This window comes from Micromonospora sp. NPDC049301, from assembly GCF_040678715.1.
GTDB lineage: Bacteria > Actinomycetota > Actinomycetes > Mycobacteriales > Micromonosporaceae > Micromonospora.
This window is the reverse complement of sequence record NZ_JBFAQO010000006.1, coordinates 307,843-330,524: the sequence shown is the minus strand read 5'-3', so window position 1 is coordinate 330,524 and position 22,682 is coordinate 307,843. Positions and strand designations below refer to the sequence as shown.

22 protein-coding genes are annotated in these 22,682 nt (G+C 70.8%); 11 read left to right on the top strand and 11 right to left on the bottom strand.

Features of this window, described 5'->3' with window-relative positions; all coding sequences use genetic code 11:
- Window positions 1-372: 372 nt before the first annotated feature.
- From AB0K07_RS20255 to AB0K07_RS20235, 5 genes are all read left to right on the top strand, one after another.
- Window positions 373-1,974 carry an ABC transporter substrate-binding protein gene (locus AB0K07_RS20255; protein ID WP_363756943.1) on the top strand — a complete coding sequence of 534 codons (1,602 nt, stop codon included), beginning with the start codon at window positions 373-375 and terminating at the stop codon, window positions 1,972-1,974.
- A 205-nt stretch (window positions 1,975-2,179) separates the two neighbouring features.
- Complete coding sequence (locus AB0K07_RS20250; RefSeq protein ID WP_363756942.1) at window positions 2,180-3,118, top strand: ABC transporter permease; 939 nt, start codon at window positions 2,180-2,182, stop codon at window positions 3,116-3,118.
- 72 nt (window positions 3,119-3,190) lie between these two features.
- A complete protein-coding gene (locus tag AB0K07_RS20245) occupies window positions 3,191-4,147 on the top strand; it encodes an ABC transporter permease (RefSeq protein ID WP_363756941.1) in 957 nt (318 codons plus the stop codon).
- A gap of 7 nt (window positions 4,148-4,154) precedes the next feature.
- Window positions 4,155-5,192: an ABC transporter ATP-binding protein gene (locus tag AB0K07_RS20240; protein WP_363756940.1), complete on the top strand. Its 1,038-nt coding sequence runs from the start codon at window positions 4,155-4,157 to the stop codon at window positions 5,190-5,192.
- The gene (locus AB0K07_RS20235) at window positions 5,176-6,216 is read left to right on the top strand and encodes a dipeptide ABC transporter ATP-binding protein (protein ID WP_363756939.1); all 1,041 of its coding nucleotides are present in this window, start codon (window positions 5,176-5,178) and stop codon (window positions 6,214-6,216) included. The genes AB0K07_RS20240 and AB0K07_RS20235 overlap by 17 nt, the downstream gene beginning before the upstream one ends.
- A gap of 90 nt (window positions 6,217-6,306) precedes the next feature.
- Here the strand turns inward: AB0K07_RS20235 and purH are convergent, their stop codons facing one another.
- Together purH and purN are read right to left on the bottom strand one after the other, a co-directional pair.
- Window positions 6,307-7,878 (bottom strand): bifunctional phosphoribosylaminoimidazolecarboxamide formyltransferase/IMP cyclohydrolase, encoded by a 1,572-nt coding sequence (gene purH / locus AB0K07_RS20230; RefSeq protein WP_363756938.1) that lies wholly within the window; start codon window positions 7,876-7,878, stop codon window positions 6,307-6,309.
- Complete coding sequence (purN, locus tag AB0K07_RS20225; RefSeq protein ID WP_363756937.1) at window positions 7,875-8,495, bottom strand: phosphoribosylglycinamide formyltransferase; 621 nt, start codon at window positions 8,493-8,495, stop codon at window positions 7,875-7,877. The genes purH and purN overlap by 4 nt, the downstream gene beginning before the upstream one ends.
- Before the next feature lie 178 nt (window positions 8,496-8,673).
- On the opposite strand from purN, the gene AB0K07_RS20220 reads away from it, so the two are divergent.
- A complete protein-coding gene (locus AB0K07_RS20220) occupies window positions 8,674-8,973 on the top strand; it encodes a CD225/dispanin family protein (protein WP_363756936.1) in 300 nt (99 codons plus the stop codon).
- Window positions 8,974-8,999: 26 nt separating this feature from the next.
- The gene (locus AB0K07_RS20215; protein WP_363756935.1) at window positions 9,000-9,611 is read left to right on the top strand and encodes a DUF4190 domain-containing protein; all 612 of its coding nucleotides are present in this window, start codon (window positions 9,000-9,002) and stop codon (window positions 9,609-9,611) included.
- A 66-nt stretch (window positions 9,612-9,677) separates the two neighbouring features.
- On the opposite strand, the gene AB0K07_RS20210 is transcribed toward AB0K07_RS20215, so the two are convergent.
- The gene (locus AB0K07_RS20210) at window positions 9,678-10,967 is read right to left on the bottom strand and encodes a DUF6350 family protein (RefSeq protein ID WP_363756934.1); all 1,290 of its coding nucleotides are present in this window, start codon (window positions 10,965-10,967) and stop codon (window positions 9,678-9,680) included.
- Between the two features lie 201 nt (window positions 10,968-11,168).
- Here AB0K07_RS20210 and AB0K07_RS20205 point away from each other — a divergent pair, with 201 nt between their 5' ends.
- Window positions 11,169-11,429 carry a hypothetical protein gene (locus tag AB0K07_RS20205; protein ID WP_363756933.1) on the top strand — a complete coding sequence of 87 codons (261 nt, stop codon included), beginning with the start codon at window positions 11,169-11,171 and terminating at the stop codon, window positions 11,427-11,429.
- Window positions 11,430-11,568: 139 nt separating this feature from the next.
- Here AB0K07_RS20205 and sucD read toward each other — a convergent pair whose 3' ends face one another.
- The 4 genes from sucD to AB0K07_RS20185 all read right to left on the bottom strand — a co-directional run bounded on the left by sucD (window position 11,569) and on the right by AB0K07_RS20185 (window position 14,593).
- Window positions 11,569-12,456, bottom strand: a complete 888-nt coding sequence (sucD, locus tag AB0K07_RS20200) for a succinate--CoA ligase subunit alpha (RefSeq protein WP_363756932.1) — start codon at window positions 12,454-12,456, stop codon at window positions 11,569-11,571.
- Between the two features lie 2 nt (window positions 12,457-12,458).
- A complete protein-coding gene (gene sucC, locus AB0K07_RS20195) occupies window positions 12,459-13,637 on the bottom strand; it encodes an ADP-forming succinate--CoA ligase subunit beta (RefSeq protein WP_363756931.1) in 1,179 nt (392 codons plus the stop codon).
- Window positions 13,638-14,066: 429 nt separating this feature from the next.
- Window positions 14,067-14,471, bottom strand: a complete 405-nt coding sequence (locus AB0K07_RS20190) for a cobalamin B12-binding domain-containing protein (RefSeq protein WP_074314422.1) — start codon at window positions 14,469-14,471, stop codon at window positions 14,067-14,069.
- Window positions 14,471-14,593, bottom strand: coding sequence for a hypothetical protein (locus tag AB0K07_RS20185; protein WP_363756930.1), 123 nt, complete (start codon window positions 14,591-14,593; stop codon window positions 14,471-14,473). Before AB0K07_RS20185 ends, AB0K07_RS20190 begins: the two co-directional genes overlap by 1 nt.
- Before the next feature lie 322 nt (window positions 14,594-14,915).
- Here AB0K07_RS20185 and AB0K07_RS20180 point away from each other — a divergent pair, with 322 nt between their 5' ends.
- Together AB0K07_RS20180 and AB0K07_RS20175 are read left to right on the top strand one after the other, a co-directional pair.
- A complete protein-coding gene (locus AB0K07_RS20180; protein WP_363756929.1) occupies window positions 14,916-15,623 on the top strand; it encodes a M23 family metallopeptidase in 708 nt (235 codons plus the stop codon).
- Between the two features lie 272 nt (window positions 15,624-15,895).
- Window positions 15,896-16,657, top strand: a complete 762-nt coding sequence (locus AB0K07_RS20175; protein ID WP_363756928.1) for a M23 family metallopeptidase — start codon at window positions 15,896-15,898, stop codon at window positions 16,655-16,657.
- A 36-nt stretch (window positions 16,658-16,693) separates the two neighbouring features.
- On the opposite strand, the gene AB0K07_RS20170 is transcribed toward AB0K07_RS20175, so the two are convergent.
- Together AB0K07_RS20170 and pcrA are read right to left on the bottom strand one after the other, a co-directional pair.
- A complete protein-coding gene (locus tag AB0K07_RS20170) occupies window positions 16,694-17,161 on the bottom strand; it encodes an NUDIX hydrolase (protein ID WP_363756927.1) in 468 nt (155 codons plus the stop codon).
- Between the two features lie 184 nt (window positions 17,162-17,345).
- The gene (gene pcrA / locus AB0K07_RS20165) at window positions 17,346-19,751 is read right to left on the bottom strand and encodes a DNA helicase PcrA (RefSeq protein WP_363756926.1); all 2,406 of its coding nucleotides are present in this window, start codon (window positions 19,749-19,751) and stop codon (window positions 17,346-17,348) included.
- 322 nt (window positions 19,752-20,073) lie between these two features.
- Between pcrA and AB0K07_RS20160 the strand changes: the two genes are divergently transcribed.
- Window positions 20,074-20,469 carry a chorismate mutase gene (locus tag AB0K07_RS20160; RefSeq protein ID WP_363756925.1) on the top strand — a complete coding sequence of 132 codons (396 nt, stop codon included), beginning with the start codon at window positions 20,074-20,076 and terminating at the stop codon, window positions 20,467-20,469.
- Window positions 20,470-20,635: 166 nt separating this feature from the next.
- Here AB0K07_RS20160 and AB0K07_RS20155 read toward each other — a convergent pair whose 3' ends face one another.
- Both AB0K07_RS20155 and AB0K07_RS20150 read right to left on the bottom strand, forming a co-directional pair.
- On the bottom strand, window positions 20,636-21,652 hold the full coding sequence (locus AB0K07_RS20155; protein ID WP_363756924.1) for a dipeptide ABC transporter ATP-binding protein: 1,017 nt from the start codon (window positions 21,650-21,652) through the stop codon (window positions 20,636-20,638).
- The gene (locus tag AB0K07_RS20150; protein WP_363757171.1) at window positions 21,645-22,673 is read right to left on the bottom strand and encodes an ABC transporter ATP-binding protein; all 1,029 of its coding nucleotides are present in this window, start codon (window positions 22,671-22,673) and stop codon (window positions 21,645-21,647) included. The genes AB0K07_RS20155 and AB0K07_RS20150 overlap by 8 nt, the downstream gene beginning before the upstream one ends.
- Between the last annotated feature and the right edge of the window lie 9 nt (window positions 22,674-22,682).

Below are 22,682 nucleotides of genomic sequence, written 5' to 3'. Positions count from 1 at the left end.
CGACTTTAGTAACGATGCGTGACGTGTTTCTCGTCACTCTCAGTGACCTGTTGTGCAGCCGATGACCACCGAACCGGCCATGCCGGGAGACCGGGGCAGGGACCGGGCGTCGGGGCGAGAGTGGGCGAGCCGGGCCGAGGCCGGCACGGCGGGTACGCGAACCAGCCGGAGAACCCGCACCTCAGCGCGGTTGACCACCGTTGGCGCTAGCACGTCTTCCGATACCCGGCAAGGGAGGGCACCCCGGACCGTTATGCAGCCGCAACCGGGTCGTTGTCGAATTCGGTCCGTCGACCTACCGTTGCCGCTTGTTGCGCAGCGTAAACCCAGCGTCGGGCTTGACTGCGCAGCGTGAGGAGATGAGGAGGCTCAATGCGAGTTCGTAGACTCGCCGCCTGGACCGCCCTCCCGCTCGCGGTGACGCTGGGCCTCGCGGCCTGCGGCAGCGGCGGAGACGGTGGATCCGGCGGCAGCGACAGTTCGGCGGTCAGCATCCAGATCGCCGAGCCCCAGCACCTGGTTCCGACCAACACCACCGAGACGTCCGGGTCCCAGGTGCTCGCCGGCCTGTTCAGCCCGCTCGTCGACTACGACGCCCAGAACAAGCCGTACGAGGTCGCGGCCGAGTCCGTGACGTCGTCCGACAACAAGGTCTGGACGATCAAGCTCAAGGACGGCTTCACCTTCCACAACGGTGAGAAGGTCACGTCCGAGGACTACATCAACGCCTGGAACTACGGCGCGTACGCGCCCAACGGCCAGGGCGGCAGCTACTTCTTCGAGAAGATCGCCGGCTACGAGGACCTGCAGGGCGACAAGCCGAAGGCCAAGGAGATGTCCGGCCTGAAGAAGGTCGACGACCTGACCTTCCAGGTGACGCTCTCCGCCCCGTACATCGACTTCAAGACGATGCTCGGCTACAACGCGTTCTACCCGCTGCCGGACGCCGCGTTCTCGGCCCCGGGTGTGCTCAAGGACTCCTACGAGCAGGCGCCGATCGGTCAGGGCCCGTTCAAGATGAAGGGCGCCTGGCAGCACGACAGCAAGATCGATGTCGAGCGGTACGACGCCTACCCGGGTGAGAAGCCCAAGGTGAAGGACGTCCAGTTCCGGGTCTACCAGCAGCTCAACGCGGCCTACGCGGACGTGCTGGGCGACAACCTGGACGTGCTGCCGACGATCCCGACCGAGAGCCTGAGCAACGCGCCGACCGACCTGGGCGACCGGTACCAGACCAGCCCGATGTCGTCGTTCCAGTTCCTCGCGTTCCCGACGTTCGACAAGAACTTCAGCAACCCGGACGTGCGTAAGGCGATCTCGATGGCGATCGACCGGGACGAGATCACCAAGTCCGTCTTCAAGGGCTCGCAGGACCCGGCCCGTTCGTTCGTCTCGCCGGTGCTGCCGGGTTACCGGGAGAACACCACCGGTGCCGCCGGTGAGTTCAACCCGACCGAGGCCAAGAAGCTCTACCAGGCCGCTGGCGGCCCGTCGAAGATCGTCATCTCCTACAACGGCGACGGCGGTCACAAGGACTGGGTCGACGCGACCGCCAACCAACTGAAGGCCAACCTGGGTGTGGAGGCCGTCGGCTCGGCCGAGCCGAAGTTCGCCGACCTGCTCACCAAGGTCGAGAAGAAGCAGCCGGTCGGCATGTTCCGGCTGGGCTGGGTCATGGACTACCCGTCCATGGAGGACTACCTGGGCCCGCTGTACAGCACCAACGGTTCGTCGAACTACTACGGCTACAGCAACCCGGAGTTCGACAAGCTGGTGAAGGAGGGCTCGGCCGCGGCCACGCAGGAAGAGGCCATCAAGAAGTACCAGCAGGCCGAGGACATCCTGGCCAAGGACATGCCGGTCATCCCGCTCCGCTTCGGCGAGAACGTGTTCGGCCACTCGTCCAAGGTCAAGAACGTCGAGATGGACCTGTTCCAGCGGGTCAACCTCATGAAGATCGAAGCGGCCAGCTGAGCTGAGCTGACCATGGTGCGGGCCATCCGGGCGACGACGCCCGGGTGGCCCGGACCGCGCTCACCGGGACCGGGGCGCACACGCGGACCCGGTGCCGGTAGCGCCGGCCTCGCCCGGGCCGGACGGCACGCATCCCGATATTTCGGGTACGACCAGAGATGCCGTCCTGCGACCCTTTCGCATATTTCCGGAGAGACTGCTAAGCATGTTCCGCTACATCCTGCGGCGCCTACTGCAGATGGTCCTCGCGTTCTTCGGGACCACCCTGATCGTCTACGCGCTGATGTTCGCCGGCCAGGGCGACCCCATCCAGGCCCTCGCGGGCGAGCGGCCCGTGACCGCGGCCCAGCGGGCCTACCTGACGGAGAAGTACCACCTGGACGCCACCGGCGTCGGCGGCTTCTTCTACCGCTACTTCGACTACGTCAGGAGCCTGCTCCAGGGTGACCTCGGCCAGTCGCTGACCGGCCGCCAGATCGGCGACATCCTGCAGGCGGCCTGGCCGGTCACCGTGAAGCTCGCGCTCATCGCGCTCGCCGTGGCGATCATCTTCGGAGTCACCGCCGGTGTGATCGCCGGCATCCGCCGGGCCAGCATCTTCGACAACTCGACGCTGGTGCTGACCCTGCTGGTGCTGGGCATCCCGACCATCGTGCTGGCGCCGCTCGCGCAGTACTTCCTGGGCGTCAGGTGGCAGCTCTTCCCGCCCACCGCCGGCTCCGAGCCGACGTTCTACGCGCTGCTGCTGCCCGGCATCGTGCTCGGCTCGCTGTCGCTGGCCACCGCGCTGCGGCTGACCCGCACCTCGGTGGCGGAGAACCTGCGCGCCGACTACGTACGGACCGCCCGGTCCAAGGGCCTGGTCAAACGCCGCATCGTCACCGTGCACGTGCTGCGGAACTCGCTCATCCCCGTGGTCACCTTCCTCGGCGTGGAGCTGGGCAACCTGATGAGCGGCGCCATCATCACCGAGGGCGTCTTCAACATCCCCGGGGTGGGCTTCAACCTCTTCCGCGGCATCCGTACCGAGGACGGCCCCCTGGTGGTGGGCATCGTCAGCGTGCTCGTCGTGGTCTACCTGATCTCGAACCTGGTGGTGGACGTCCTGTACGCCGTACTCGACCCGAGGATCCGCTATGAGTGAGCGCAGCGAACGAATCATCAACGCAGCGTGTTTGGGCGCTCATGCCGGCACCGAGCGCAGCGAGGTCCGGGCATGAGTGACTTCGAAACCGTGGCGGCCACCGAGAACCAGGCCGCGCGACGTGGCCCCTCGGGCGAGCCGGGCACGCCGAACCAGATCGGCGCGGCGAACAAGGCCCGCAGCCTGGCCGGTGACGCCTGGCGCGACCTGCGCCGCAACCCAATCTTCTGGATCTCGCTGGCGCTGGTCGTCGTCTTCACGCTGATGGCGCTGGTCCCCGGTCTCTTCACCGCCAACAGCCCGAACGACTGCCTGCTCTCCCGGCAGCACGCCGGGCCGTCCGGCGGGGCGATCTTCGGGTACGACTTCCAGGGCTGCGACACGTACGCCCGGGCGGTCTACGGCACCCGCGCCTCCCTGCTGGTCGGCGCGCTCTCCACGCTGGGCACCGGGCTGATCGCGCTGGTGGTCGGCATGCTGGCCGGCTACTTCGGCCGCTGGGTCGACGCGGTGCTCTCCCGGGTGATCGACGTGGTGCTCGGCATCCCGCTGCTGCTGGCCGCGATCGTGCTGCTCAAGCGGGTGTCCAGCGACAGCGTGAACGCCCGGATCGCCGCGGTGATCTTCGTGCTGGCCATCCTGGGCTGGACCACCGCCGCCCGGGTGGTGCGCTCCTCGGTGATCACCGCCAAGGAGCAGGACTACGTGGCGGCGGCCCGGATGCTCGGCGCCGGCAACGGCCGGATCATGTGGCGGCACATCCTGCCGAACTCGCTGGCCCCGGCCATCGTCGTGCTGACCATCGCGCTCGGCTCGTTCATCGCCGCCGAGGCGACGCTGTCCTTCCTGGGCATCGGCCTGAAGGCGCCGACCATCTCGTGGGGCCAGGACATCGACACCGGCCGGATCCACATGCGGGAGGCGGCGACACCGCTGATCGTCCCGTCGGCCTTCCTCGCGCTGACCGTGCTGGCGTTCATCATGCTCGGCGACGCGATCCGTGACGCCTTCGACCCGAAGCTGCGGTGAGAACCTCATGACCCACTCCACCGTCCAACCCACTCCCGCGTCCGCCACGCCCGAGGGCGGCCACCTGTTGGAGCTCCGGGACCTGTACGTCGAGTTCCGGACCAACGAGGGTGTGGCCCGGGTGATCAACGGCGTGTCGTACCACCTGGATGCCGGCGAGACCCTCGCCGTGCTCGGCGAATCCGGCTCGGGCAAGTCGGTCACCGCCCAGGCGATCATGGGCATCCTGGACACCCCGCCCGCGGTCATCCGCTCCGGCCAGATCCTCTACCAGGGTCAGGACCTGCTCACCCGCTCCGAGGAGCAGCGCCGGCAGGTCCGCGGCAAGGAGATCGCGATGATCTTCCAGGACGCGCTCTCCGCGTTGAACCCGGTGTTCCCGGTCGGCTGGCAGATCGGCGAGACGCTGCGCCAGCGCTCCGGCATGTCCCGGGGTGACGCCCGCCGCCGGGCCATCGAGCTGATGGACCTGGTCAAGATCCCGGGTGCCGCGAAGCGGATCGGTGACTACCCGCACCAGTTCTCCGGAGGCATGCGGCAGCGCGTCATGATCGCCATGGCGCTGGCGCTGGACCCGAAGGTGCTGATCGCCGACGAGCCCACCACGGCGCTCGACGTCACCGTGCAGGCCCAGATCATGGACCTGCTGGCCGACCTGCGCCGGGACCTCAACATGGCGATGATCCTGATCACCCATGACCTCGGCGTGGTCGCCGGCGTCGCCGACCGGATCGCCGTCATGTACGCCGGCCGGATCGTCGAGCACGCCGACGTCCGCTCCCTGTACAAGGCGCCGGCCCACCCGTACACCAAGGGGTTGCTGGAGTCGATCCCGCGGATGGACGTCCGCGGCCAGGAGCTGTCGACGATCAAGGGTTTGCCGCCGAACCTGATGCGCATCCCCTCCGGTTGCCCGTTCCACCCCCGGTGCCCGTACGTGCAGCAGGTCTGCGTGGACGTGGTGCCGCACGACCTGGTCCTCGGCGACGGCCGGACCAGCGCATGCCACTTCGCGCAGGAGGTCCGTGATGACAGCGCCCGCTAGCTCCACCAAGGTCCGGGGCGAGACCGTCCTCTCCGTCGACAACCTGGTCAAGCACTTCCCGATCAGCCAGGGCGTGTTGTTCCAGCGGCAGATCGGCGCCGTCAAGGCCGTCGACGGCGTGAGCTTCGAGCTGCGCCGCGGCGAGACGCTGGGCGTGGTCGGTGAGTCCGGCTGCGGAAAGTCCACCCTCGCCCGGCTGCTGATGCGGCTGGAGACGCCCACCTCCGGGCGGGCCACCCTCGAGGGCAAGGACCTGTTCAAGGCGTCCGGGGCCGAGCTGCGCCGGCTGCGACGCAACATGCAGATGGTCATGCAGGACCCGTACACCTCGCTGAACCCGCGGATGACCGTCGGCGACATCATCGGCGAGCCGTTCGAGATCCACCGCGACGCCGCCCCGAAGGGCAGCCGGGCCCGGCGGGTCCAGGAGCTGCTGGAGGTGGTCGGGCTCAACCCGGAACACATCAACCGGTACCCGCACCAGTTCTCCGGCGGTCAGCGTCAGCGCATCGGCATCGCCCGCGCGCTCGCGCTACGGCCCGAGATCATCGTCTGCGACGAACCGGTCTCGGCCCTGGACGTCTCCATCCAGGCCCAGGTGATCAACCTGCTCGAGCAGCTCCAGGACGAGCTCGGGCTCTCGTACATCTTCATCGCGCACGACCTGTCGGTGGTGCGGCACATCGCCGACCGGGTCGCGGTCATGTACCTCGGCCGGATCGTCGAAATCGGCACCGAGGACGAGATCTACGAGCGGGCCACTCACCCGTACACCCAGGCGCTGCTCTCCGCGGTGCCGGTCCCGGACCCGGAGGCGCGCGACCAGCGCAACATGATCCGGCTGGTCGGCGACGTGCCCAGCCCGGCCGACCCGCCGAGCGGCTGCCACTTCCGGACCCGCTGCTGGAAGGCCCAGGACATCTGCGCCGTCGAGGATCCGCAGACCGTGCCGAGGGCTGCGGACCCCCACCCCTCGGCCTGCCACTTCGCCGAACTCCGCCCCCCACTCCCCCAGACCCCGTAACCCACCCACCCCGTTGACCATGAAGTTGTTGTCCCGACACGCCGAGCGGCGGGGCAACAACTTCATGATCGACAGGGGTTGGGGCGGGGTTTAGTGGAAGAAGTGGCGGGTGCCGGTCAGGTACATCGTCACGTTGGCTTCCTTCGCGGCGGCGATGACCTCTTCGTCGCGGATGGAGCCGCCGGGCTGCACGATGGCGCGGACGCCGGCGTCGATGAGGATCTTCGGGCCGTCGGCGAACGGAAAGAACGCGTCGGACGCGGCGACCGATCCCCGGGCGCGTTCGGCGCCCGCGCGGCTGACCGCCAGTTGCGCCGAGTCGACCCGGTTGACCTGGCCCATGCCGACCCCGACGGTGGCGCCGTCCTTGGCGAGCAGGATCGCGTTGCTCTTCACCGCGCGCACGGCCCGCCAGGCGAACGCGAGGTCGCGCAGCAACGCCTCGTCCGCCGCCGCACCGGTCGCCAGCCGCCAGCTCGACGGGTCGTCGCCGGGGGCGTCCACCCGGTCGGCGACCTGGGTCAGCACGCCACCGGTCACCTGCCGCCACTCGACCTTCGCCGGGCTCCACGCTGGCGCGCGCAGCAGCCGGATGTTCTTCTTGCCCTGCAACACCTCGACCGCGCCCTCGTCGAAGCCGGGGGCGACCACCACCTCGGTGAAGATGTCGGCCACCTGCCGGGCCAGCTCGACCGAGACCGGCCGGTTGACCGCGATCACCCCGCCGTACGCCGACACCGGGTCGCAGGCGTGCGCCTTGCGGTGCGCCTCGGCCACGTCCGCGCCCACCGCGATGCCGCACGGGTTGGCGTGCTTGATGATCGCCACGGCCGGCTGGTCGGCGAAGTCGTTCGCGGCCCGCCACGCGGCGTCCGCGTCGACGTAGTTGTTGTAGGACATCTCCTTGCCGTGCAGCTGTTCGGCCTGGGCCAGCCCCGCCGGGGCGTCCGGGTCCGTGTAGAGCGCGGCCGGCTGGTGCGGGTTCTCGCCGTAGCGCAGCGCGGTCGACTTGCGCAGCGCCAGCCCCGCGAACTGCGGCCACCAGTCGTCGGAGGGTGCCAACTCCTGGGCGCACCACTGGGCCACCGCCACGTCGTACTCGGCGATGTCGGCGAACGCCCGGGCGGCCAGCGCGCGGCGCTGGGCCAGGGTGAACCCGCCTTCGCCGACCGCGGCGCGCAGCGCCGGGTACCCCGCCGGGTCGGTGAGCACGGCGACCGAGGCATGGTTCTTGGCGGCGGCCCGGACCATGGCGGGGCCGCCGATGTCGATCTGCTCCACGCACTCCTCGACGCCGGCGCCGGAGGCGACGGTCGCCTGGAACGGGTAGAGGTTGGAGACCAGGAGGTCGAACGCGGCCACTCCCAGCTCGTCGAGCTGCGCGGCGTGCGTGTCCTTGCGCAGGTCGGCGAGCAGACCGGCGTGCACCTTCGGGTGCAGGGTCTTCACCCGACCGTCGAGCACCTCGGGGAAGCCGGTCACCGTCTCCACCGGCGTCACCGGCACCCCGGCGGCGGCGATGGTGCTCGCCGTGCTGCCGGTGGACACGATCTCCACGCCGGCCGCGTGCAGGGCCTGGGCCAGCTCGACCAGCCCGGTCTTGTCGTAGACGCTGACCAGCGCCCGCCTGATCTGGCGGCGCCCGTCCTGAGTGGAACTCACGGAACCGTGACCTTCCTTCCGGTGATGGTCCAGCCTTCGCGAACCAGGCGGCCCACCTGCTCGACGAGCTGGCGCCGCTCGGCTTCCTTGATGCGCTCGGTGAGCGTCTCGACGTCGTCGGAGTCGAGCACCGGAACCGCGACCTGCGCCACGATCGGCCCGGTGTCCATACCGGCGTCGACGAAGAAGAGCGTGGCCCCGGTGAGCTTCACGCCGTAGGCGAGAGCGTCACGCGGGCCGTGGATGCCGGGGAACGCCGGCAGCAGGGTGTTGTGCGTGTTCAGGTAGCGGTCACCGAAGGCGGCGAGGAAGTGCGGGCCGACCAGCTTGAGGAACCCGGCGGAGATGACCAGGTCGGGTTGGTGCTTCGCCACGTGCGCGGTGAGCGCGCGGTCCCAGTCCTCCCGGGTGTCGTGGTCGCGGACCCGCTCGACGAAGGCCGGCACCCCGGCGGCCGCGGCCCGGTCCAGGCCCGCGATGCCGTCGCGGTCGGCGCCCACCGCGACGACCTGTGCGCCGTACGCGGGGTCGGCGGCGGCGTCCAGCAGCGCCTGCAGGTTGCTCCCGGAGCCGGAGACGAGGACGACGATGCGGGCTGCGGACGCTGGCTCGGTCACCGCGCCACCCTATCGGGCAGGTCAGGACGCCCATCGGCTGGGCGGCGCGCCGATCTTTGACAGTGCCGACGGGCATCGACCCGGTACGCTGCCGGTCGCTCGGGCTGGACACCGTGCCGGCCCGCACCCCGTCACTGATCCGGCACGCCAGCCGTGTCGTTGGAATGAGGAGCGCCCCGTGCAGCCCGGTTACCACCCCCAGCAGCAGCCGCCCCCGATCAACAACAACATGACGATGTCGATCGTCGCCATCTTCCTCTTCTGGCCGCTGGCCATCCCGGCGATCATCAACGCGTCGAAGGTCAACCCGCTGCTCCAGCAGGGCGACTACGCCGGCGCCCAGGCGGCCGCCGCGGAGTCGCGGAAGTGGTCGAAGTGGGCCCTGATCGTGGGCATCGCGTGGTATGCCATCTTTTTGGTGTGCTGCGCTTTGGGCGGTCTGGGCGCGATCATGAGTAGCGACAACAGCAGCTACTGACGGAACCAGTCCAAGGAGCTTCTCGAATGCAGCCCGGTAACCCCGGTCAGGACCCGTACGGCCAGCAGCCCCATCAGGACCCGACCGCACCCCAACCGCCGCACGACCCGTACGCCCCGCCGCCGGCCGCCCCGTACGGCCAGCAGCCCACCTCAGGCCAGCCGTACGGTCAGCAGCCGCAGAACCCGTACGGCCAGCAGCCCACCTCCGGGCAGCCCTACGGCCAGCAGCCCACCTCGGGGCAGCCGTACGGCCAGCAGCCCACCTCCGGGCAGCCGTACGGCCAGCAGCAGCCGTACCAGGACCCGTACGGCCAGCCGCAGCAGTACGGCGCGCCGACGTACCCGAACGCCGGCTACCCGCAGCCGCAGGGGCAGAACAACACCCTCGGCCTGGTGTCGATGATCCTCGGCATCGCGTCGATCCCGCTGGTCTGCTGCCTCTACCTGGGCATCCCGCTCGGCATCGCCGGCGTGGTGACCGGTTACCTGGCCCGCCAGAAGGTCGCCCAGGGCCAGGCCAGCAACGCCGGGCAGGCCAAGGCTGGTCTGATCTGCGGCGCGGTCGGTGTCGGTCTGGGCATCCTCCTGCTCATCCTGAGCGTCGTGGCGCAGGTCAGCCTGCCGACCCAGCCCTGACGCTCCGGTCGTGACGGGGCGCTCCGGATTCGTCCGGGGCGCCCCGCGGCGCATCGGGGCCCGTCGCTACTGGGCGGGGGCCCGGGTGAGCGCGCGGGTGGCGGCGGCGCCCAGCAGCGCACCGGCCGCGACGACACCGGAGGCCACGAGCCCGACCTGCCAGGCCACCGGCCCGACCTGCGACAGCCGGCCGGCGCCGAGCGGACCGCCGGAGATCGCGGCGGCCACGCCGAGCAGCACGCCGGCCACCGGCCCGGCCAGCGCCGCCGGCGCCAGCAGCTCGACCCAGCGCTGCGGGGCGCGCTCCGGCCCGGCGACCCGGGCCACCCGGCGGGCGAGCAGCCAGCCGGCGACCATTCCGACCAGCACCGGCACGGCGAGCAGCAGGGCGCCGAGACCGTCCACCGGGCCGCGCGGCAGGCCGGCGAGCAGCGGTACGGCCGGCAGCGCGCCGACCGACACCTCACTGGTGCGGACCGCGGTGTCGGTGCCGACCGCGAAGCCCGGCCCGAGCAGGTAGCTGGCCGACCAGACCGCGGCGTTCGGCGCGTACGCCACGCTGACCAGGGTGATCCCCGCCTGCCCGGCGACCCCCGTCCGGTAGGCCCCGATCATGTCCGCCGCGTCCCCACCGCCGGTGGCGACCGCCAGGCCGGCCCCGCCGGCACCCGCCGCGAGCAGCAGCAGCACGGCCACCAGCCCGGTGCGCACGCCGCCGCGCACCGGACCGGGCATCCGGGCGACCAGCAGCCGGGTGACGGCGGTGATCCGGGTCGCGCCGACCAGCGCGGCGAGCGTGCCGACCACCGCGAACGTGGCTGCCGCCCGTACCGGGGAGACGTCCGGACCACCGGCGCCGACCAGCAGCGCCGCGACGGCGCCGAGCAGCGCGTACGCGATGCCGACCGTGCCCGCGGCGAGCAGCGCCCGGCGGGGTGAGCCGGTGCCGCGGGCGCCGATCGCGCGGCTGACGTGCACGCCGGCCCGGGTCAGCCGCCAGAACGCGAGCACGGTCAGTGCCAGCGGGGCGAGCGCGAACGGGCCGGACTCGGTGCGCAGCGGCACGCCGTGCCCGAGGAGCCAGCCGGCCAGGGCGGTGCGCAGGGTGCCGCCCAGCGTCGCGGAGTCCGCGCCGAGCTGCACGAGGCCGAGCACGATGGCGACCGGCAGGTACGACGTGAGTGCGGCCCAGCCGGCGGCCACCCCGGCGGCGACGGGCAGTGGTGCACGCCCGCGCGGCGAGCCTCCGACGCGGGGCGCGGGCACCCGCCGGGCCGGCACGGCACGGTCGACGGGCCGGTCGTCGGCGCTCACACCGCCGGCACGGCTGGGATGGTCAGGGGTGACGGGGGACATCCGCTCTACTCTGGCACGTCGCACGGGCAGTGGCAGTCCGTTAGGCCGCCCCGCGTGGCGGCGAGTTGACCGAACCGGGGTCCGGGCCGCCCGGCCCGGTCTAGCCTCGGCCCAGAGGGGGCCACCACCGCCGCCACCCGAATCGGGCCCGCCGGTCGCGGTCCGGCTCGGCCCGCCGCCCACGACAGCCCGGAGGAAGCCGTGACGAGCGCATACCCACCACCCCCGCCGGCCCGGGGGCGGGACCGGACCACGCTCTGGGGCGTGCTGGGCATCGTGCTCGGCCTGATCTGCTGCGGCATCCTCGGCATCATCTTCGGCTACCTGTCGATCCGCGACGCCCGGCGGTACGGCCAGTCGCCGCTGCTCGGCTACCTCGCCATCGCGTTCGGCGTGATCAATATCATCGGCGGTGCGATCCTGCGCGCCACCGGCAACTACCCGTTCTGGAACAACGACTGAGATCGGTCGACCGGAGAGCCGGCGCTCGTCGCACCGGTCACGGTGAACCCGGTACGCGCCAGCAGGCCGGAGGCCACGCGGCGGTACGCGAAGGGGGCCGACCGGACCGGTCGACCCCCTTCGGTGCTGCCTGGTCCGCTCAGCTGCCGGACATGATCTCGCGCATCAGGCGGGCGGTCTCGGTCGGCGTCTTGCCGACCTTGACCCCGACCGCCTCCAGCGCCGCCTGCTTCGCCTCGGCGGTGCCGGCCGAGCCGGAGATGATCGCCCCGGCGTGGCCCATGGTCTTGCCGGGGGGCGCGGTGAAGCCGGCAATGTAGCCGACCACCGGCTTGGTGACGTTCGCCTTGATGAACTCGGCGGCCCGCTCCTCGGCGTCGCCGCCGATCTCACCGATCATGACGATGGCGTCGGTCTCCGGGTCGGCCTCGAACGCCGCCAGGGCGTCGATGTGGGTGGTGCCGATGATCGGGTCACCGCCGATGCCGACGCAGGTGGAGAAGCCGATGTCCCGCAGCTCGTACATCATCTGGTAGGTCAGCGTGCCGCTCTTGCTGACCAGACCGATCCGGCCGGAGCCGGTGATGTCGGCCGGGATGATGCCGGCGTTGGAGGCGCCCGGCGAGGCGATGCCCGGGCAGTTCGGCCCGATGATCCGGGTCTGCTCGCCCTGCGCCACGTTGTACGCCCAGAAGGCGGCGGTGTCGTGCACCGGCACGCCCTCGGTGATCACCACGGCCAGCGGGATCGCGGCGTCGATCGCCTCGACCACGGCGGCCTTGGTGAACTGCGGCGGCACGAAGATGACGGTGACGTCGGCCCCGGTCTCGGCGATGGCGTCCGCCACGGACGCGAAGACCGGCAGCTCGGTGCCGTCGAAGTCGACCTTCTGGCCCGCCTTGCGCGGGTTGACGCCACCGACGACGTTGGTGCCGGCGGCGAGCATCCGCCGGGTGTGCTTGGAGCCCTCGGAACCGGTCATCCCCTGGACGATGACCTTCGAGTCCTTGGTCAGCCAGATAGCCATGATCAGACCCCCGCAGCTGCCAGCTCGGCGGCCCGCTCGGCCGCGCCGTCCATGGTGTCCACCCGCTGCACGAGCGGGTTGTTCGCGCCGTCCAGGATCGCCCGGCCGGCCTCGGCGTTGTTGCCGTCGAGGCGGACGACGAGCGGCTTGGTGACCTGCTCGCCGCGCTGCTCCAGCAGGGCCAGCGCCTGGATGATGCCGTTGGCGACCTCGTCGCAGGCGGTGATGCCGCCGAAGACGTTGACGAAGACGCTCTTCACGGCCGGGTCGGAGAGCACGATCTCCAGCCCGTTCGCCATCACCGCGGCGCTCGCGCCGCCACCGATGTCGAGGAAGTTGGCCGGCTTGACGTTGCCGTGCCGCTCACCGGCGTACGCCACCACGTCGAGGGTCGACATGACCAGACCCGCGCCGTTGCCGATGATGCCGACCTCGCCGTCGAGCTTGACGTAGTTGAGGTCCTTCTCCTTGGCGGCCTGCTCCAGCGGGTCCACCGAGGCCTGGTCGACCAGGGCCTCGTGGTCCGGGTGCCGGAACGCGGCGTTCTCGTCCAAGGTGATCTTGGCGTCGAGCAGCAGCAGCCGCCCGTCGCCGTTCTTGGCCAGCGGGTTCACCTCGACCAGCGTGGCGTCCTCGGCGACGAACGCCTGCCACAGGGCGACGGCCACCTCGACCACCTGGTCGGCGACCTCGGCCGGGAAGCCGGCGGCGGAAACGATCTCCCGCGCCTTGGCCTCGTCGACGCCGACGTTCGCGTCGATCGGGGCCTTGACCACGCGGTCCGGGGTCTCGGCGGCGACCTGCTCGATGTCCATACCGCCGGCGACGCTGGCGATGCAGAGGAAGGTGCGGTTCGCCCGGTCGAGCAGGTACGAGAAGTAGTACTCCTCGGCCACGTCCGCGGTCACGGTGATCATGACCTTGTGGACGGTGTGACCCTTGATGTCCATGCCGAGGATGTCGGTGGCCCTGGCCACCGCCTCATCCGGGCCCTCGGCCAGCTTGACGCCGCCGGCCTTGCCTCGGCCGCCGACCTTCACCTGCGCCTTGACGACCACTCGACCGCCGAGGCGTTCGGCGATCGCGCGGGCCTCCTCCGGGGTAGTGGCGACGCCGCCGGCAAGCACGGGCAAACCGTGCCGCTCGAACAGGTCCCGCCCCTGGTACTCGTACAGGTCCACGATTGCGCGTCCCGTCCCGTCTCCGCGGCGCGCCGTCGCGCCGCCACCAGCGTTCAGAAAACAGTTTGACGCCTGTCATCACTTGACACAGGCCATTGGCCGCAGCCTAGCGAGGTGGGCACGTCCGGCAACCGAGCGGGTGCACGGTGTGCGGTAATGCACAACCGGGCGTCGGACGCGGCCGGTTCCCGTACGGCACGGGCGGCGTCCACCGTCCGAGCGATGTTGCCGGGGTGCGTAACCCGCCCGTCGGGGCGTCGTTGAGTCAGGTGTCGGAGCGCTGATCAGCGCGATGACGGGAGACGGCCGATGCCCTGTCGGTCGAGGGGTGGCGGCGGGGCATCGTGCATAGAGGGGCCGGACGTGTGAGGGGTGCGTCCGGCCCCTCCCCCGTGCCCGGACCCGTCCGACTGGCCCCGCCGGCGCGCCTCAGGCGACCGGCTGCGCGACGTTCTGCCGGACCCACTCGACGATCGACTGGGTGGTGGCGCCCGGCGTGAAGATCTTGGCGACGCCGAGCTTCTCCAGCTCGGGGATGTCGCCGTTGGGGATGATGCCGCCGCCGAACACGACGATGTCGCGGGCGTCCCGCTCACCGAGCAGTTCCAGCACCCGACGGAAGAGCGTCATGTGCGCGCCGGAGAGCACGGACAGGCCGACGGCGTCGGCGTCCTCCTGGATGGCGGTCTCCACGATCTGCTCGGGGGTCTGGTGCAGGCCGGTGTAGACGACCTCCATCCCCGCGTCGCGGAGAGCCCGCGCGACCACCTTGGCGCCCCGGTCGTGGCCGTCCAGGCCGGGCTTCGCGACGACGACCCGAATACGAGAGCTCATCAGCGCACACCTTTCACCGGCTCCACGGCCTTCACCTGAACGAACGGTAACCCGGCCGACCGGGCCCGGGAAATCCGGGCCGGGAAACCGATCGGCACTTCGGCGCCGCCGAGCATGGTCACGTGCGTACGGGCGGGCCTGCGGTGGGGTTCGGGCGACCCCCGCCGTCAAGCCGGACGACTCCGCCGGACCGGTCACGCTCGGCGACGAACGGGCAGTAACGGGGGCACCGATTGACGTCACGATGCGTGACAATCACGGACGCAAACGGACAGATCGACACGCCAATTCGGCGGTCTGGCTTGTGACTCGCCTGGTGGTTGGCTAACGTGTCCACGGTTGTCATCAGGTCTATGGACGGGTGACGACGCGGCCAGCGGACGTTCACCACAGCTCCACGAACGTCCACCGACCGCTTCGGAACCCCGACAACGGAGGGTGTGCGTGCGCCAGCGCCTGTCGTCTGAGCCCGATAGATATCGCGGTCGTCGCCGCGTACCCACCCCCCCACGCAGCCGTTACGCCGCGGTCGTCACCACCGCCTTCGTCGGAGCCGGCATCGTCGCGCTCGGCGCCAGCGCCCTGCCGGACGCCAAGGACGTCAGCCCGTCGGTGCTCGACGAGCTCAAGCAGGCGTCGATCACCAGCCAGGACGCCGCGGCCCGTGCGGACAACGCCGACCGCGCCTCCCGGGACAGCCGGACCAAGGACGCGGCCGAGCCCGACGTCTGGATGCTGCCGCTGCAGGGTTACGACTTCAACTCTCCCTACGGGGTGCGCTGGGGCAAGATGCACACCGGCGTGGACCTGGTCGTCCCCGAGGGCACGCCGTACGTGGCGATCCACGACGGGCTGGTCACCAAGGCCGGCTGGTTCGGCGGGTACGGCTACGCGGTGATCGTCCAGCACGCTGACGGCAGCGAGGCGGTCTACGCCCACTCCTCCGCCCTCAGCGTCAAGGAGGGGCAGCAGATCAAGGCGGGCGACCAGCTCGGCCTGGTGGGCCAGACCGGTCACGCCTACGGCACGCACCTGCACCTTGAGATCCATGTCAAGGGCCAGCCGAAGGACCCGGTGCCGTTCCTGCAGGAGCGCGGAGTGGACATCAAGCTGCAAGTCGAGGCAATCTACAGCGAGGTAGCCGCGTCCTGACGCTCCGTACTGACCTTTGACCGCCCGGATCTGTCGATCCGGGCGGTTTTTTGTCGCCCCGACGGCGCGAATGTCTGCTGGATCACAACCTCGACTATGACCGAGGACACCTACCTACAAGATCAGTTTTCCGGATGTATCACAGCGGAGCGGGTCATATCGGGACAGCAGCCCCCGACCCGCCCGGCAGCCGCCCGGTCCCCGTACCGGCCCCAGCTCGGCCCGACACCAGTATTTCGAGGTCAAGTGCCCCTCGACTGTGAAGGTCCGCCGTGCAGGAAGACAGCCCCGTCCAGAACGAGAACACCCCCGACACCGCCGCCGAGCAACCGCAGCGCGCCGGCCGGCGGAACCGCCTCATCGTGCTCGGCGCAGCCGCCCTGGTGGCCCTCGGCCTGGGCGGTGTCGCCGTCGCCACCACCGGCCCGGAGCGCCCGGCGCCCGCCGCCGTCTCCCTGGACGCGCAGTCCCGGGCTGAGGCCGTCAGCCGGGCGGACCGCTCCGCCCGCGAGTCGGCCGCGCCGGTCTCCCCCTCGGCCAGCCCGACCGCGAGCCCGTCGACGGCCAGCGCCAGCCCGACGCCGACGAAGACGGCCACCGCGAAGCCCAAGCCGAAGAAGACCACCAAGCCGACGCCGGCCTGGGTCGACCCGATGCCGGGCGCAGCGGTCACCTCCTGCTACGGCCAGCGCTGGGGCACCCTGCACGCTGGGATCGACCTGGCGCTGCCCTCCGGCACGCCGATCCGCGCCGCGGCGGCGGGCACGGTGGTCCAGGCCGGTGACGCCTCCGACGGGTACGGCAACTCCGTCTTCGTCGACCACGGCAACGGCTACCTGACCCACTACGCCCACCAGAGCCGGATCGCGGTCACCGTCGGGCAGGCGGTCAAGGCCGGCCAGGTGATCGGCTACGAGGGCGCCACCGGCGACGCCACCGGCCCGCACCTGCACTTCGAGGTGCACCAGGGCATGTGGAACCAGATCGACCCGGCGCCGTTCATGCGGGCGCGCGGCGTCGACCTGGGCTGCTGAGCCCTCTGTGCGAGAAGTGTCCGTACGGCGGCGGTCTCAGTGCTGAATGAGACCGCCGACCGGAACGGAGGCGACGTGGCCGGTCACCGGAAGGGTCTGCGCCAGTGCGAGGCCGATGTCGACAAGCCCTGATCGGCGCAGTTGAGCTACGTCGGGTATCGGAGTCCAGACCGACTCGGCGGTTTCGCCGTTCGGCTCGGGCCGGAGAGCGCCGCCGGTGATACGCACTCGGTAGAAGATGCCGACGTTCTGGTGCTCGATCCCCAGATGCGCCTCGGCAGCGGGAATCACTCTCGAGTCCACACCCAGCAGGCGTTCGACCACCCCGTCGCAGCCGGTCTCCTCGGCGACCTCCCGGATCACCGCATCGAACGGATCCTCCGCGTGCTCGACCTTGCCGCCCGGGAGGGTCCAGTGACTGCCGCCCGTCGGTGGGACGTAACGGGCGAGCAGGACCCGCTCATCCTCGATGCACACGGCGTACGCCGCCAGCCGGAAACTCATTCGCGCACCTCTCGCCGGACCCTACATCGCCCGGCGCGCGCAAGGCTTCGCCGGAATTCCCCCAGCCGCACCGCTAGCGCACGCAACTTCAGGGAAAGAGTGGCCTCCGGCGGTGCCGAGACCACTCTTTCCCGGAAGTAGTGCGGATCTTGGGCAGCGGACCTCCGGCCCGCGCGTTTCGGGGTCAGAGCTTGTCGATCGGGGCGTGTCGCAGCACCAGCCACATGGTCTGGTCACCGAAGTCGATCTGCGCGCGGGCACCCGGACCGTGCCCCTCGACGGCGAGCACCCGCCCCATGCCGTAACGCTGGTGGTTGACCCGGTCGCCGGCCGACACCTTCGGCCCCTGCGGCAGCTCACTGGCCGTGGCCAACCGGCTGGCGTCCACCCCGAGCCGCTTGGCCAACTGCGCCGCCTTCGGCGTGCCCCCGGTGAAGGTGCCCCGCACGCCGGGAGCGCGGTCCGCGCGCCCACCGACGCCGCCGCCCCCGCCGGCCCACGAGGTGTACGACCCCTCGGTGCGCTCCCAGTGCACCAGCTCCGGCGGCAGCTCCTCCAGGAACCGGGACGGCGGGTTGTAGGCCGGCTGCCCCCAGGCCGAGCGGGTCACCGCCCGGGAGAGGTAGAGCCGCTGTCGGGCCCGGGTGATGCCGACGTACGCCAGCCGGCGCTCCTCCTCCAGCTCGCGGGTGTCGCCCAGCGAACGCAGGTGCGGGAAGACGCCGTCCTCCAGCCCGGTCAGGAAGACCACCGGGAATTCCAGCCCCTTGGCGGTGTGCAACGTCATCAGCGTGACCACGCCCTGGTGGTCGGGGTCGTCGGAGGGGATCTGGTCGGCGTCGGCGACCAGGGCGACCTGCTCCAGGAACCCGGCCAGGGTGGCCCGCTCGCCGTCGGCGCCGGTCGCCTCGATCCGCTCGGTGTACTCCCGGGCGACGCTGACCAACTCCTGGAGGTTGTCCACCCGGCCGGCGTCCTGCGGGTCCAGGCTCTCCTCCAGCTCGGTGAGGTAGCCCGAGCGGGTCAGCAACGCCTCCAGCACCTCCTCCGGGGTGCCGGTCTCGGCCAGCTCCCGGGCACCGTCGAGCAGCGCCACGAAGTCGGCGATGCCGTTGGCCGCCCGGCTGGAGATGCCCGGCGCCTCCCGGGCCCGGCGCAGCGCCGCCCCGAAGGAGATCCGGTCACGGCTGGAGAGCGCCTCGACGCACGCCTCCGCGCGGTCGCCGATCCCCCGGCGTGGGGTGTTCAGCACCCGCCGCAGGCTCACCGTGTCGTCGTCGTTGACCACCGAGCGCAGGTACGCGAGCGCGTCGCGGACCTCCTTGCGCTCGTAGAAGCGCACCCCGCCGACCACCTTGTAGGGCAGGCCGACCCGGATGAACACCTCCTCGAAGACCCGGGACTGGGCGTTGGTGCGGTAGAAGACGGCGACGTCACCGGGGCGGGTCTCGTCGGCGTCGACCAGCCGATCGATCTCCCGGGCCGCCCAGTCCGCCTCGGCATGCTCGGTGTCGGCGACGTAGCCGACGATCCGCTCGCCGGCCCCGGCCTCGCTCCACAGCCGCTTGGGCTTGCGCGACGTGTTCCGGTCGATCACGGCGTTGGCCGCGTTGAGGATGGTCTGGGTGGAGCGGTAGTTCTGCTCCAGCAGGATCGTCCGCGCGTCGGTGAAGTCCCGCTCGAACTCCAGGATGTTGCGGATCGTCGCGCCGCGGAACGCGTAGATCGACTGGTCGGCGTCGCCGACCACGCACAGCTCGGCCGGGGCCAGCCCCTCGGTGCCGGAGACCAGCTCCTTGATCAGGACGTACTGGGCGTGGTTGGTGTCCTGGTACTCGTCGACCAGCACGTGCCGGAACCGCCTGCGGTAGCTCTCCGCCACGTGCGGGTGGGACTGGAGCAGGTGCACCGTGGTCATGATCAGATCGTCGAAGTCCAGTGCGTGCGCCTCACGCAGCCGGCGCTGGTAGAGCGTGTACGCCTCGGCCAGCGCCCGCTCGTTGGGCCCCGTGGCCCGCGCGGCGAACTGCTCCGGGTCGACCAGCTCGTTCTTCAGGTTGGAGACCTGGGCTGCCAGCCCGCGTGCCGGGTAGCGCTTCGGGTCGAGGTCGAGCTCGCGGGTGACCAGCTGCATCAGCCGGCGGGAGTCGTCCGCGTCGTAGATCGAGAACGTCGACTTGAGGCCCGCGTGCTCGTGCTCGGCACGCAGGATGCGGACGCAGGCGGAGTGGAACGTCGACACCCACATCAGTCGGGCCCGCGGGCCGACCAGAGCGGCGACCCGCTCCTTCATCTCGCCGGCCGCCTTGTTGGTGAAGGTGATCGCGATGATCTCCCCGGGATGCACGTCCCGCGCGGCGAGCAGGTAGGCGATCCGATGGGTGAGCACCCGGGTCTTGCCGGACCCGGCGCCGGCCACGATCAGCAGCGGCGAACCGGCGTGGCTGACCGCGTCGCGCTGCGGGCCGTTGAGCCCGGCGAGCAACTGCTGCGGATCGAGGCGGACAGCGGCTGGCCGGGGCCGGTCCGGGCGGGCCGGCGCCGACTCCGGCGCAGGCGGGGACGCGGGAATGTCGAAGAGAGGATGCATCGCGCGACAAGTCTATGCCGCCGGCCGGACACTTCCCGACCGCGCGGTGTCGTCGCCGCCGGCGCGCCACGCCCGCGCAGAACGGTGACCGCGACGGCACCCGGACGGTCAGCGGGCCCGAATCCTTGCGCACCGGCGGGCGGCATGGGCATACTCGACGGCGTGTTCGCTCAGCGCTACTACTTTTACTACGGCACCGGGAGTCCGGCAGCCGTAGGTCGCGCCTGATCGATCAGACCTGCGAAAGCCCCGGGCTCCTGGAGCCCGGGGCTTTTTCGTCCCGGGATCCGGGCACCGGGCACGACAGTGCGAGGGGTACCCGATGATGACAGACGTGGCGGAGCAGAGCGGCGGGCCGGTCCGACCGGGGGCGGACCAGCCTCCGGCCAACGGCAGCGAGCCCGTGGTGGGCACGGTGCCACCGGCCGAGGAGGAAGGGCCGGCCGAAGCGGGGACCGGCACCGCGGAGCCGGCCGCCGCCGCGCGGATCGTGCAGATCAGGGAACGGATCGACGAGATCGACAACGCGTTGATCGCGCTCTGGCACGAGCGGGCCGCGCTGTCCCAGGAGGTGGGGGCGACCCGGATGGCGTCCGGTGGGACGCGTCTGGTGCTCTCCCGGGAGCGGGAGATCCTGGAGCGTTTCCGGGTCGCGCTCGGCGCCGACGGCACCCAACTGGCGCTGCTGCTGCTCCGGGCGGGGCGCGGCCCGCTGTGAGCCACCCGGGTCGGCCGTCCGGCCCCGCTCCGGTCGGCGGCCGCTCGCCGGCCCGCGCCGTGGCGGGCCGGACTCCACGGCTGACCGCGCGACGCCGGAGCGGGCCCCGGACAGACGAAACCGCCTGCCGTCGTCGTGGTTGACGTCGGCAGGCGGTTCCGGTGACTCAGGCGGCCTCGTGGCTCGCGACGATCTCGCGCTTCTCCGCGAAGTGGCAGGCGCTCGGGTGGTCCGAGCCCTGCCGGATCTCCAGCAGCGGGACCTGCTCGGCGCAGACGTCCTGCGCCTTCCAGCAGCGGGTCCGGAACCGGCAACCCGAGGGCGGGCTGATCGGCGACGGCACGTCACCGGTGAGACGGATGATCGTCTTGTTGTGCCGCTGGGTCGGGTCCGGCACCGGCACGGCCGAGAGCAGTGCCTGGGTGTACGGGTGGGTAGGCCGCTCGTAGATCTCGTCCTCGGTGCCGATCTCGACGATCTTGCCGAGGTACATCACCGCGACCCGGTCCGACAGGTGGCGGACCACAGACAGGTCGTGCGCGATGAAGACGTACGAGAGCCCGAACTCGCCCTGGAGCTTCTCCAGCAGGTTCATCACCTGGGCCTGGATGGAGACGTCCAGCGCCGAAACCGGCTCGTCGCAGACGATGATCTCGGGCCGTAGCGCGAGCGCCCGGGCGATGCCGATGCGCTGACGCTGACCGCCGGAGAACTGGTGCGGGTACCGGTTGATGTGCTCCGGGTTGAGCCCGACCAGGTCGAGCAGCTCCCGGACCTTGCCCCGGCGGCTGCCCTTCGGCGCCACCTCCGGGTGGATCTCGAACGGCTCACCGATCAGGTCGCCGACCGTCATCCGGGGGTTCAGCGAGGTGTACGGGTCCTGCATCACCAGCTGGATCTGCCGGCGGAGGCGCCGCAGCGCGCCACCGGAGAGCTTGGAGATGTCCTGGCCCTTGTAGACCACGTTGCCGGCGGTCGGCTTCTCCAGGTTCATCAGCACCCGGGCGAGGGTCGACTTGCCGCAGCCGGACTCGCCGACCACGCCGAGGGTCTCACCGGTACGCAGACCGAACGAGACCCCGTCGACCGCCTTGACCTGACCGACGGTCTTCTTGAACACCACACCCTGGGTGACGGGGTAGTGCTTGACCAGGTCACGGACCTCGAGGATGTTGTCAGTCACGGTTCACCAGCTCCTCGGCGAAGTGGCAGGCGCTGGCCCGGGCGGTGCCCACCTGCAGCAGCGGCGGGAGCTTCTCCCGGCACACCGGCTGAGCCATGGGACAGCGCGGGTTGAACGGGCAGCCCGGCGGGATGTTCATCAGGTTCGGCGGGAGACCCTTGATCGTCCGGAGCTGCTGCCCCTTCTCGTCCATGCGCGGGATCGAGTCGATAAGGCCCATCGTGTACGGGTGCGCCGGCTTGGCGTACAGGTCGTACACGTCGGCTTCCTCGACGATGCGGCCCGCGTACATGACCGCGATCCGGTCCGCGACGTCGGCGACCACGCCGAGGTCGTGGGTGATCAGGATCATGCCCATCTGCCGCTCGCGCTGAAGCTCGGCGAGCAGGTCCATGATCTGGGCCTGCACGGTCACGTCGAGCGCCGTGGTCGGCTCGTCCGCGATCAGCACCTCCGGGTCGAGCGCCAGCGACATCGCGATCATCGCGCGCTGCCGCATACCGCCGGAGAACTGGTGCGGATAGTTGTTGAACCGGCTCTTGGCGTTCGGGATCTTGACCTGGTCGAGCATCTCGATCGCGCGCTTCTTGGCCTCCGCGCGACCAATGCCGCGCCGGATCCGGAACTGCTCGGCGATCTGGAACCCGACGGTGAAAACCGGGTTCAGCGCGGAGAGCGCGTCCTGGAAGATCATCGCGATGCCCTCGCCGCGGATGCGGCGGCGCTCCTCGTTGGACATGCGGAGCATGTCCTTGCCGTGGAAGCGGACCTGCCCGCCGGTGACGAAGCCGGGCGGGGTGTCGAGGATGCCCATGATGGTCTGCGCCGTGACGCTCTTACCGGAGCCGGACTCGCCGAGCACGGCGAGGGTCTCCCCCGCGTCGACGTGGTACGTGACCCCGTTGATGACCTTGGCGACGCCGTCCCGGGTACGGAACTCCACCCGCAGGTCGTCGACCTCGAGCAGCCGGCCGGAGGGACGTCCGGACCCGCCGGGTCCCGGCGCGGACTGCTCAGACACGAGAATGTC

Bases quoted from the DNA above. Each gene is read 5' to 3' on its own strand.
- AB0K07_RS20235 (WP_363756939.1), top strand. From the start codon at position 5,176: ATGACAGCGCCCGCTAGCTCCACCAAGGTCCGGGGCGAGACCGTCCTC.
- pcrA (WP_363756926.1), bottom strand. From the start codon at position 19,751: ATGCATCCTCTCTTCGACATTCCCGCGTCCCCGCCTGCGCCGGAGTCG.
- AB0K07_RS20215 (WP_363756935.1), top strand. From the start codon at position 9,000: ATGCAGCCCGGTAACCCCGGTCAGGACCCGTACGGCCAGCAGCCCCAT.
- AB0K07_RS20190 (WP_074314422.1), bottom strand. From the start codon at position 14,471: ATGAGCTCTCGTATTCGGGTCGTCGTCGCGAAGCCCGGCCTGGACGGC.
- AB0K07_RS20255 (WP_363756943.1), top strand. From the start codon at position 373: ATGCGAGTTCGTAGACTCGCCGCCTGGACCGCCCTCCCGCTCGCGGTG.
- AB0K07_RS20170 (WP_363756927.1), bottom strand. From the start codon at position 17,161: ATGAGTTTCCGGCTGGCGGCGTACGCCGTGTGCATCGAGGATGAGCGG.
- AB0K07_RS20210 (WP_363756934.1), bottom strand. From the start codon at position 10,967: ATGTCCCCCGTCACCCCTGACCATCCCAGCCGTGCCGGCGGTGTGAGC.
- AB0K07_RS20240 (WP_363756940.1), top strand. From the start codon at position 4,155: ATGACCCACTCCACCGTCCAACCCACTCCCGCGTCCGCCACGCCCGAG.
- AB0K07_RS20160 (WP_363756925.1), top strand. From the start codon at position 20,074: ATGATGACAGACGTGGCGGAGCAGAGCGGCGGGCCGGTCCGACCGGGG.
- sucD (WP_363756932.1), bottom strand. From the start codon at position 12,456: ATGGCTATCTGGCTGACCAAGGACTCGAAGGTCATCGTCCAGGGGATG.
- AB0K07_RS20245 (WP_363756941.1), top strand. From the start codon at position 3,191: ATGAGTGACTTCGAAACCGTGGCGGCCACCGAGAACCAGGCCGCGCGA.
- AB0K07_RS20250 (WP_363756942.1), top strand. From the start codon at position 2,180: ATGTTCCGCTACATCCTGCGGCGCCTACTGCAGATGGTCCTCGCGTTC.